We start from the raw sequence: 10,662 nt of genomic DNA, 5'->3' as shown, positions 1-10,662 counted from the left end.
TCAGCTCTCGAGCTCGATGTCGATGCCCAGCGAGCGGATCTCCTTCACCAGCACGTTGAAGGATTCCGGCATGCCCGCCTGCATGGCGTGATCGCCATCCACGATGTTCTTGTACATCTTGGTACGACCCTCCACGTCATCGGACTTGACGGTGAGCATCTCCTGGAGGGTATAGGCGGCGCCATAGGCCTCCAGGGCCCAGACCTCCATCTCACCGAAACGCTGACCACCGAACTGCGCCTTGCCGCCCAGCGGCTGCTGGGTCACCAGCGAGTAGGAGCCGGTGGAACGGGCGTGCATCTTGTCGTCCACCAGGTGGTTGAGCTTGAGCATGTACATGTAGCCAACGGTCACCGGACGGTCGAAGGCATCGCCGGTACGGCCGTCATAGAGCGTCATCTGACCGGAATCCGGCAGCTCGGCCAGGCGCAGCAGATGCTTGATCTCATCCTCTTCGGCGCCATCGAACACCGGCGTGGACATCGGCACCCCTCCCTTGAGGTTCTTCGCCAGGGCGATCACCTCCTCGTCGGAAAGCGTGTCGAGTGCCTCGATCCGGGTGCCCGGCGTGGTGTTGTAGACCTGCCCCAGGAACTCGCGGATCTCGGCCACCTGCTGCTCACGTGCATCGCGCAGCAGGGCGTCGATCTTGCGACCCAGCCCCCAGGCGGCGAGGCCCAGATGGGTTTCCAGGATCTGACCGACGTTCATGCGCGAGGGCACGCCCAACGGGTTGAGCACGATGTCGACCGGCTCGCCCTGATCGTCGAACGGCATGTCCTCGATGGGCATGATCGCCGAGATGACACCCTTGTTACCGTGACGACCCGCCATCTTGTCGCCCGGCTGCAGGCGACGCTTGACCGCCATGTAGACCTTGACGATCTTGAGCACGCCGGGCGCCAGGTCGTCCCCCTGGGTCAGCTTGCGCTTCTTGTCCTCGAAACGCTCGTCCATCTCCTTGCGACGCGTCTCCAGCTGCTCGTCGGCCTGGGCCAGCAGCTCGTTGAGCGTCTCGTCCTGGAGGCGCAGCTTGAACCACTGCTGACGCGGCAGCTCGTCGAGGTAGCTCTCGGAGAGCACGTCACCCTTCTTGAGCTGGGGACCACCGTTCACCGCCTGGCCGCTCAGGGTGCGTTTGAGACGCTCGAAGGTGGCATCCTCGGCGATGCGGTAGGTCTCCTGGAGGTCCTTGCGCACCTCGTCGAGCTGCATCTGCTCGATGGAGAGCGCACGCGAGTCCTTCTCCACACCGTCGCGGGTGAAGACCTGGACGTCGATGACGGTCCCCTTCATGCCGGTCGGGGCACGCAGGGAGGTGTCCTTCACGTCGCTGGCCTTCTCACCGAAGATCGCACGCAGCAGCTTCTCCTCCGGCGTCAGCTGGGTCTCACCCTTGGGCGTGACCTTGCCGACCAGGATATCGCCGGGACCGACTTCAGCGCCGATATAGACCACACCGGCCTCATCCAGCTTGGAGAGCGCCGATTCGCCGACGTTGGGGATATCGGAGGTGATCTCCTCCGGCCCCAGCTTGGTGTCGCGGGAGACACAGGTCAGCTCCTGGATATGGATGGTGGTGAAGCGGTCCTCTTCCACCGCCCGCTCCGAGAGCAGGATCGAGTCCTCGAAGTTGTAGCCGTTCCAGGGCATGAAGGCGATGCGCATGTTCTGGCCAAGCGCCAGGTCACCCATGTCCACGGAGGGACCATCGGCGAGGATGTCGCCACGCGCCACCGCGTCACCAGGACGCACGATCGGCCGCTGGTTCTGACAGGTGTTCTGGTTGGAGCGCACATACTTGGTGAGATTGTAGATATCGACGCCGGCCTCACCGCCGATGATCTCATCCTCGTTGACACGTACCACGATGCGCTTGGCATCCACGGAGTCGATCACCCCGCCGCGACGCGCCACCTCACAGACCCCGGAGTCACGGGCGACGAAGCGCTCCATGCCGGTACCCACCAGCGGCTTGTCGGCACGCAGGGTCGGCACCGCCTGACGCTGCATGTTGGCCCCCATCAGGGCGCGGTTGGCGTCATCGTGCTCGAGGAAGGGAATCAGCGCGGCGGCAACCGATACCACCTGGCGCGGCGACACGTCCATCAGCGTCACCTGCTCGGGACGCATGAAGGTGGTCTCGCCTTTGTGGCGCACCTGCACCAGGTCGTCGGCCAGCTTGCCGCTCTCATCCACGGTCGCCGAGGCCTGGGCGATAACGAAGTTGCCCTCCTCGATGGCCGAGAGGTGAACCACCTCGTCGGTCAACTGACTGTCCACCACCTTGCGGTACGGCGTCTCGAGGAAGCCATAGCTGTTGGTGTGGCTGTAGGTCGCCAGGGAGTTGATCAGACCGATGTTGGGGCCTTCCGGGGTCTCGATCGGGCACAGACGGCCATAGTGGGTCGCGTGAACGTCACGCACCTCGAAGCCGGCCCGCTCGCGGGTCAGGCCGCCCGGGCCAAGCGCGGAAACACGACGCTTGTGGGTGACCTCGGAGAGCGGGTTGTTCTGGTCCATGAACTGGGAGAGCTGGCTGGAACCGAAGAACTCCTTGACCGCCGCGGCGACGGGCTTGGCGTTGATCAGGTCCTGGGGCATCAGGCCCTCGCTCTCGGCCATGGAGAGACGCTCCTTGACCGCGCGCTCGACGCGCACCAGGCCGACGCGGAACTGGTTCTCGGCCATCTCGCCCACGCAGCGGATACGGCGGTTGCCCAGGTGGTCGATGTCGTCCACCTCGCCGAAGCCGTTACGGATATGGATCAGCTCCTTGAGCACATCAAGGATGTCGCGACGATCCAGTACGCCGGAGCCGGTATCGGACTCGCGGCGCAGGCGGCGGTTGAACTTCATGCGACCGACACTGGAGATGTCGTAACGGTCTTCGCTGAAGAACAGGTTGTTGAACAGGGTCTCGGCGGCCTCCTTGGTGGGCGGCTCGCCGGGACGCATCATGCGATAGATCTCGACCAGCGCCTCGAGCTGGGACCCGGTGGTGTCCAGCTTGAGGGTGTCGGAGATGAAGGGACCACAGTCGAGATCGTTGGTGTACAGCGTCTCGAGGGTAGTGATGCCGGCCTGGCCGAGCTTCTCGAGCAGCTCCGGGGTGATCTCGGTGTTGCAGGGGCAGAGCAGCTCACCGGTGTTCGGGTCGACCTGATCCTTGGCCAGGGTCTTGCCGAACAGATACTCCATCGGCACCTCGAGACGCTCGAGGCCGGCCTTCTCCAGCTGACGGATATGCTTCTGGGTAATGCGACGCCCTTCCTCGACGATCAGGCCGCCATCGGCATCCTTGATGTCGAAGGTGGCGGTCTCGCCGCGCAGGCGCGACGGCACCAGCTCCACGGAGAATCCCTTCTTCTCGACGTGGAAGGTGCTGGTCTCGAAGAACTCCTCGAGGATCTCCTCGGCGCTCATGCCCAGCGCGCGCAGCAGTACCGAGGCCGGCAGCTTGCGGCGACGGTCGATACGCACGAAGACACTGTCCTTGGGATCGAACTCGAAGTCGAGCCAGGAGCCGCGGTAGGGGATGACCCGCGCGGAGTAGAGCAGCTTGCCGGAGGAGTGGCTCTTGCCCTTGTCGTGATCGAAGAACACGCCGGGAGAGCGGTGCAGCTGGGAAACGATAACCCGCTCGGTACCGTTCACCACGAAGGTACCGTTCTCCGTCATCAGGGGGATCTCCCCCATGTAGACTTCCTGCTCCTTGATGTCCTTGATCGCCTTGTTCGATGACTCCTTGTCATAGATGATCAGGCGAACCTTGACGCGCAGTGGAGCCGAATAGGTGACACCACGCAGCTGACACTCCTTGACGTCGAAGGCCGGCGTACCGAAGCGGTAGCTGACATACTCCAGCGCAGCATTGCCGGACATGCTCTCGATCGGGAACACCGACCTGAAGGCAGCATGCAAGCCGGTCTCGAGACGCTCATCGGGCGCTCGGTCCTGCTGGAGGAAGTCGTAATAGGAATCAAGCTGGATCGCCAGCAGGTAGGGCACATCCATCACTTGGGGCAGTTTGCCGAAATCCTTGCGGATGCGTTTTTTCTCAGTGTATGAGTAAGCCATCTGTATTCCCCAGCTTGTTCACCATGGGTGACCGATGCGTGGTCGGCGCCACCCGACGGGGTGCGGCTCCGTCAGGCGATGAAGGCAAGCGCCTAGAGGGACGCTCGCCTTCTGGAATTCGTCTGGCCGGACTGCCGAAGCAGCGGCCAGTGACAACAGAAAAAGGCCGGCAGCGGGTGTCCCGCCACCAGCCGTGGAAGCTTACGCCGCGCGTGAAGCCATGTTGCTCAAGGACTTACTTGAGCTCCACGCTCGCGCCGGCTTCTTCCAGCTTGGCCTTGGCCGCTTCTGCGTCTTCCTTGGACATAGCTTCCTTGACGGTAGCCGGTGCGCCGTCGACGGCACCCTTGGCTTCCTTCAGGCCCAGACCGGTGATCTCACGGACGACCTTGATCACGTTGACCTTCTTGTCGCCAGCGCTGGTCAGCACCAGGTCGAACTCGGTCTGCTCTTCCTCGGCAGCGGCTTCACCGCCACCCGGGCCAGCCACGACAGCGGCAGCAGCGGAGACGCCGAACTTCTCTTCCATGGCCTCGATCAGCTCGACCACTTCCATGACGGTCATGTCGGAGACGGCGTTGATGATATCTTCTTTGGTCAGTGCCATTGTCACGATTCCTAACTTTGCGGGAGCCACGCTCAAGCGTCGGCTCGGGATTCAATATTCGATTCAGGCTGCCTGCAGGAGTTCGCCGATCAGGCGGCTTCTTCCTGCTTCTGGTCGCGCAGGGCGGCCAGGGTACGGACCAGCTTGCCGGCAGATGCCTCTTTCATGACGGACATCAGCTTGGCAATGGCCTCGTCGTAGGTCGGCAGCGTCGCCAGACGATCGAGTTCGGTGGCCGGAATCAGCTCACCTTCGTAGGCCAGCGCCTTGACTTCGAAGCTCTTCTCCTCCTTGGCGAACTCCTTGAACAGACGGGCGGCGGCGCCCGGGTGCTCGTAGGAGAAAGCCAGCAGGGTCGGACCCGAGAAGCTTTCGTCCAGAATCTCCCAGGGAGTTCCGGACAGGGCGCGGCGTGCCAGGGTGTTGCGGACAACACGCACCTGGACGCCATTCTCGCGGGCCTGCTTGCGCAGTTCGGTCATCTTGCTGACCGCGACGCCACGAGAATCGGCAACTACGACGGAGAGCGCATCCTTGGCCGCTTCACTGACCTCGGCAACAATCGCCTTCTTGCCTTCGAGTGCTAGTGGCACGGTGATCACTCCTTCGTGCCGGAACCTCGCGATGAGGGTTCCGGTGGTTACCATCTCTCCCGGCTGCCCGAAGGCGGGCCGGAAGTCCTGGGTGATGGTGCTCACCAGAAGCCTGGCGGCCACACCATCTGCGCAGGCCAGCCCCGAAGGGATGATTAAGCCGCCCTGGCTTGGGCAAGGCGGCGCCTGCGGTCTTTGACGGTGCCCCGCCGGCGAGTCAGGACTCGACACGGGGACCGCAAAGTTCTTGCTGAATGTTCGACCTACCGCCCGATCAGACCAGAGCGGAGTGGTCGATGGTCACGCCCGGGCCCATGGTGGTGGACAGGGTGACCTTCTTGAAATACACGCCCTTGGAGGTGCTCGGCTTGAGCTTCTTCAGGTCGGCGACCAGCGCGTCCAGGTTGCCCTGGATGGCGGTGGCGTCGAAGTCGACCTTGCCAAGGGTGGTGTGGATGATGCCGTTCTTGTCGGTACGGAAACGCACCTGACCGGCCTTGGCGTTCTTGACGGCAGTCGCCACGTCAGGCGTCACGGTGCCGACCTTGGGGTTCGGCATCAGGCCGCGCGGACCGAGGATCTGGCCCAGCTGGCCGACCACGCGCATGGCGTCGGGCGAAGCGATCACCACGTCGAAGTCCAGCTGGCCCTTCTTGACCTGTTCGGCCAGGTCATCCATGCCGACGATATCGGCACCGGCTTCCTTGGCGGCATCGGCGTTGGCACCCTGGGTGAACACGGCGACGCGAACGTCCTTGCCGGTTCCGTTGGGCATCACGGTCGCACCACGGACCACCTGGTCGGATTTGCGCGGATCGACGCCCAGGTTGATGGCGACGTCCAGGGACTCCTTGAACTTGACCGTGGAGAGCTCGCTGAGCAGAGCCACGGCTTCCTCGAGAGAGTAGACCTTGGTGGAGTCGACCTTCTCGCTAATCATCTTCGCGCGCTTGGACAGCTTGGCCATGATCAGAGACCCTCCACGTTCAGGCCCATGCTGCGGGCACTACCGGCAATGGTACGCACCGCGGCGTCGAGATCGGCAGCCGTCAGATCCGGCTCCTTGGTCTTGGCGATCTCTTCGAGCTGTTCACGGGTCACGGTACCGACCTTGTTCTTGTTCGGCTCACCGGAGCCGGACTTGATGCCAGCCGCCTTCTTCAGCAGGACCGCCGCGGGCGGGGTCTTGGTGATGAAGGTGAAGCTGCGGTCGGAGTAGACGGTGATCACCACCGGAGTGGGCAGACCCGGCTCAATTTCCTGGGTCGCGGCGTTGAACGCCTTGCAGAACTCCATGATGTTGACGCCGTGCTGACCCAGCGCGGGGCCCACGGGGGGACTCGGGTTGGCCTTACCAGCTGCTACCTGCAGCTTGATGTAAGCCTGTACTTTCTTGGCCATATTGGACTCCAGTTGGGTAATAGCGCCTTTCGGCTCCCCGGTGTTGCGGCCGCTGCTGCGGCCCTGCCTGCATCAGGTCGAGCGTTACTCTTTCTCGACCTGCGCGAATTCCAGCTCGACAGGGGTCGAGCGTCCGAAGATCAGCACGCTGACCTGAACGCGACTCTTGTCGTAGTTCACTTCCTCGACGACACCGTTGAAGTCGGCGAAGGGGCCATCGATGACCCGAACCGACTGCCCCGGCTCGAACAGGATCTTGGGCTTTGGCTTGTCAGTCCCATCCTCGACCCGACGCAGGATGGCATCGGCCTCTTTCTGAGTGATGGGTGCCGGCTTCTCCTTGGTGCCACCGATGAACCCCATGACGCGCGGGGTTTCGTTGACCAGGTGCCAGGTTTCGTCATCCATTTCCATCTCGACCAGCACATAGTCGGGATAGAACTTGCGCTCGCTCTTGCGGCGCTTGCCATCACGCATCTCGACGACTTCTTCGGTTGGCACCAGAATCTCGCCGAAGCGATCCTCCATGCCAAACATCTTCACGCGCTCACCCAGTGAACGCATGACATGCTTCTCGAAGCCGGAGTAGGCGTGAATGACATACCAACGCTTGGACATGGGGGCTCCTAACCGATAACGCCGGACATCGCCCAGCCAAGAAGGGTGTCGATCAACCACAGCATCAGGCCGACCACCAGCACGGCGACCAGCACGATGACGGTAGTCTGGATGGTCTCGGGCCGCGTCGGCCACACTACGCGCTGGATCTCTTTCTTGGCGGCACGAGCCAGCTCGGCGAGGCTGCGCCCCTTGGCGGTGGTCATGGCCACCAGGGCCGCCATGACGCTCAACGCCACGACACCCAACACGCGATAGAGCAGAGCCTGGTCGGCGAAGTAGGTATTGCCTACCACGGCCAGAACCAGCAGAGTGACGACAACCGCCCACTTGAGCCCGTCGTGGCGCGACTCCTGCACCTCGGCGTTATGTTTCATGAAAACGAGACTCCTCAAGGCGCGGCAATCGAAACGTGAATTCTTACGGGAGTAAGCCAGCCTGGGGAAGACTGGCAGGCCAGGAGGGAATCGAACCCCCAACCTGCGGTTTTGGAGACCGCTGCTCTGCCAATTGAGCTACTGGCCTGTATCTGCCTTTCTCCACCCTTTGCAGGTGGCTTGCGACAGCGGGCGCCATCATAGCGAAAGCCGCTTCGCCTGGCAACCCCTCTCGCCACTTTGGATCCATCAATGGCGAGAAAGAGAAAAGGCGAGCCGTGGCTCGCCTTTCAATGTGGAGCTCATGGACGGATTTGAACCGTCGACCTCACCCTTACCAAGGGTGTGCTCTACCCCTGAGCTACATGAGCCTAACCTTTGCACCCGAAGATGCTGGAGCGGGCAGCGGGGATCGAACCCGCATCATCAGCTTGGAAGGCTGAGGTTCTACCATTGAACTATGCCCGCCTACCCACTCTTGCGACCTCGATGACCAATCGCATCATCGCTGCCTGATTCTGGTGGAGGGGGAAGGATTCGAACCTTCGAAGCTTTCGCGGCAGATTTACAGTCTGCTCCCTTTGGCCACTCGGGAACCCCTCCAACTGGCGGCCTATTCTACCAGCGCCATTCCGAATGTCAAGCCATTGTTTTACCAGTAGCTTTTAGTATCTAGAGCGACTCGTGACGCCGCCGCCCTTCTCTTCGGAACGCGGCGCATTGTGTCAAAGCAGCATGGAGAATGCAAGCCCGGCACGAATCTTTTCCAGTGCCACCGGCGATGGAACGCACGGGGCACCCGCCATTCGCCCTGCCCGCTCGGCAGCCGTCAGCGGGAAGCATGCCTCGAGTCCGCCATAGACCATATCGGGCCAGACGGCGTGGGGCACCTGGAGTCCACGAGCCACCACCCGCGCATCGCCGCCGGTCAGCATCAGCGGCAACGCAACTCCTTCGCTATCGCACACCTCGGCATAGACACGATTGATCGCGCTGACCGCCGCCATGTAGATGCCATGATTGACCGCCTCCACCGTACGCTTTCCGGGCACCAACAGCTCTTCCGGCTCACTGTCGGGATCGATGGCCACGTTACGGGTACCAAGCTTGAGGCTCTCCTTCATCAGCCTCAGCCCCGGCAGGATATACCCACCCAGGTGGCGCCCCCCCGGCAGCACGAAATCGATGGTGATGGCACTGCCACAGTCCACGGCACAACAGGCGCCAACCTGCTGGTAACCCGCCAGCACTCCCAGCCAGCGATCGACCCCGAGCCGCTCGGGCTCCTCATAGCCATTGGTGACACCCAGGGCCTCGGGGGTGGAGCTGGCCACATAAACGGCCCCCACGCGCTGACGCAGCAGCTGGACGGTCTCCTCGAGCACCGCTCGCCTCGCGACGCTGGATATGCGCACCGACTCGACCACCTCGAGATTGGGAATATCGGCCCCAGGCCGCCACTCTTCTCGCGTCCATACCGCCCCTCGAGACCGGATCTCGCTGGTATCGACATCCTTGAGGCGCCACTTGGAGAGCGTGTTGCCGATATCGAGGTCGAGAATCATGAGCGCACACGCAGACTGATCTCGCCACCCGCCAGGTAGCGTCGCTCTCCACCCTGAACCACCACCAGGTTGCCGGAGGCATCCACCTCCTCGACCAGCGCCACCTCCCGCGCATTGCCGCTCAACACGTCCACCTCACGGCCGGCGAAGGCGTGTCGGGCGTTCCAGGCATCGCGCCATGGGGCAAACCCCTCACGCTCGAACTCCGCCACCAGGGGAAGCAGCGCCTCCAGCAGGTCGACTGCCAGTGCGTTGCGGGATACCCCGGTGACCTGATCCTCGACAGCCGCGGCCGGCTGTCCCAGGGAGCCGCGGAACGCATCGCTCAGGGAAAGGTTGAGCCCCATGCCGATCACCACCTCACAGGGGCCGGAGGCGTCCCCACTGACCTCCACCAGGATGCCCGCCAGCTTGCCGTAGTCACCATCCGGCCTCTTCAGCAGCACATCATTGGGCCACTTCAGTAGCGGCGAAACCCCGTGACTCTCCAGCACCCGGGCCAGGGCCACCCCTGCGGCAAGGCTCAGCCCCTCCAGGGCAGCGATGCCGGACTCGACTCGCCACCCCAGGGAGAGCATCAGGCTCTTACCCCAGGGGGTGTTCCAGGCCCGCCCACGGCGACCGCGCCCGGCGCTCTGCTGCTCCACCAGGCAGACTTCACCGTGCCCCGCCCCATGATCGAAGCGTTCACGCAGAAAGGCATTGGAGGAGGGAAGGGTTTCCTCGACGATCAGGCGAGTCAGATGGCCTCGTGCCTGACGAGAGAGACCAGCGATGATGCGCGGCCCATCCAGAAGCTCCAGGGGTTCGGCAAGCCGATACCCCTGCCCTTTCACCGCCTCCATGCTGATGCCCAGAGACTCGAGCTTGCGCAACTGCTTCCATACCGCAGCGCGCGATACACCGAACTGCTCACCGAGCTGCTCGCCCGAATGGAACTCGCCGTCGCCAAGAAGGCGTATGAGGTCACCGATGGTCATGCCAGGGATCCCGGACCGAAAAGATCCCATTCTATCGGATGCAGCGCACCCCCGGAAACGCGACGCATCGGAAAGCCTGCCTGCAAACGAAAAAAGCCCGAGCTCATGATGAGCTCGGGGCTTTTTCCGGTAAGTGCCTGGAGATATTCCGGCCGTTGTTCCGGGCGCCGAGCTCCGATGAGCGGCGCCTCGATGGCCGGCATTCGGGACGCTGCATGGGCAGCGTCCTGCCATGAAAAAAACCCGAGCAACTGAATGCCCGGGGTTTTCTCGGTATAAGTGCCTGACGATGACTTGGCCGGCACTCCGGGACGCTCCATGGGGAGGCCCCTAAAACGACGAAACCCCGACCATGGGCCGGGGTTTCTGAATAAGTGCCTGACGATGACCTACTCTCGCATGGGGAGGCCCCACACTACCATCGGCGCGGAGCGGTTTCAC

General features: G+C 62.9%; 10 protein-coding genes and 4 tRNA genes. All 14 read right to left on the bottom strand.

Features of this window, described 5'->3' with window-relative positions:
- Positions 1-4,080: a DNA-directed RNA polymerase subunit beta gene (gene rpoB, locus RM463_RS15700; protein WP_195689209.1), complete on the bottom strand. Its 4,080-nt coding sequence runs from the start codon at positions 4,078-4,080 to the stop codon at positions 1-3.
- Positions 4,081-4,315: 235 nt separating this feature from the next.
- On the bottom strand, positions 4,316-4,687 hold the full coding sequence (rplL, locus tag RM463_RS15695) for a 50S ribosomal protein L7/L12 (protein ID WP_195689208.1): 372 nt from the start codon (positions 4,685-4,687) through the stop codon (positions 4,316-4,318).
- Between the two features lie 89 nt (positions 4,688-4,776).
- Positions 4,777-5,280, bottom strand: a complete 504-nt coding sequence (gene rplJ / locus RM463_RS15690; RefSeq protein WP_132044074.1) for a 50S ribosomal protein L10 — start codon at positions 5,278-5,280, stop codon at positions 4,777-4,779.
- A 274-nt stretch (positions 5,281-5,554) separates the two neighbouring features.
- Complete coding sequence (rplA, locus tag RM463_RS15685; protein WP_195689207.1) at positions 5,555-6,247, bottom strand: 50S ribosomal protein L1; 693 nt, start codon at positions 6,245-6,247, stop codon at positions 5,555-5,557.
- A gap of 2 nt (positions 6,248-6,249) precedes the next feature.
- The gene (rplK, locus tag RM463_RS15680) at positions 6,250-6,681 is read right to left on the bottom strand and encodes a 50S ribosomal protein L11 (protein ID WP_132044070.1); all 432 of its coding nucleotides are present in this window, start codon (positions 6,679-6,681) and stop codon (positions 6,250-6,252) included.
- A gap of 84 nt (positions 6,682-6,765) precedes the next feature.
- On the bottom strand, positions 6,766-7,299 hold the full coding sequence (gene nusG, locus RM463_RS15675) for a transcription termination/antitermination protein NusG (protein WP_311430554.1): 534 nt from the start codon (positions 7,297-7,299) through the stop codon (positions 6,766-6,768).
- Between the two features lie 8 nt (positions 7,300-7,307).
- Positions 7,308-7,676: a preprotein translocase subunit SecE gene (gene secE, locus RM463_RS15670; RefSeq protein ID WP_195689206.1), complete on the bottom strand. Its 369-nt coding sequence runs from the start codon at positions 7,674-7,676 to the stop codon at positions 7,308-7,310.
- A 72-nt stretch (positions 7,677-7,748) separates the two neighbouring features.
- Positions 7,749-7,824, bottom strand: a tRNA-Trp gene (locus RM463_RS15665).
- Between the two features lie 148 nt (positions 7,825-7,972).
- Positions 7,973-8,047 (bottom strand) — tRNA-Thr (locus tag RM463_RS15660).
- A gap of 23 nt (positions 8,048-8,070) precedes the next feature.
- Positions 8,071-8,144: transfer RNA gene (locus RM463_RS15655), tRNA-Gly, on the bottom strand.
- Between the two features lie 51 nt (positions 8,145-8,195).
- A tRNA-Tyr gene (locus RM463_RS15650) sits at positions 8,196-8,279 on the bottom strand.
- A gap of 122 nt (positions 8,280-8,401) precedes the next feature.
- Complete coding sequence (locus RM463_RS15645) at positions 8,402-9,241, bottom strand: type III pantothenate kinase (RefSeq protein WP_195689205.1); 840 nt, start codon at positions 9,239-9,241, stop codon at positions 8,402-8,404.
- Positions 9,238-10,221 (bottom strand): biotin--[acetyl-CoA-carboxylase] ligase, encoded by a 984-nt coding sequence (locus RM463_RS15640; protein WP_195689204.1) that lies wholly within the window; start codon positions 10,219-10,221, stop codon positions 9,238-9,240. Before RM463_RS15640 ends, RM463_RS15645 begins: the two co-directional genes overlap by 4 nt.
- Complete coding sequence (locus RM463_RS15635) at positions 10,218-10,541, bottom strand: hypothetical protein (RefSeq protein WP_311430553.1); 324 nt, start codon at positions 10,539-10,541, stop codon at positions 10,218-10,220. The genes RM463_RS15640 and RM463_RS15635 overlap by 4 nt, the downstream gene beginning before the upstream one ends.
- Between the last annotated feature and the right edge of the window lie 121 nt (positions 10,542-10,662).

It is taken from the genome of Halomonas sp. LES1, from assembly GCF_031846005.1.
In the GTDB taxonomy this organism is placed as follows: Bacteria; Pseudomonadota; Gammaproteobacteria; order Pseudomonadales; family Halomonadaceae; genus Halomonas.
The sequence above is the reverse complement of the archived record's forward strand: the minus strand, read 5'-3'. Positions and strand labels throughout refer to the sequence as shown.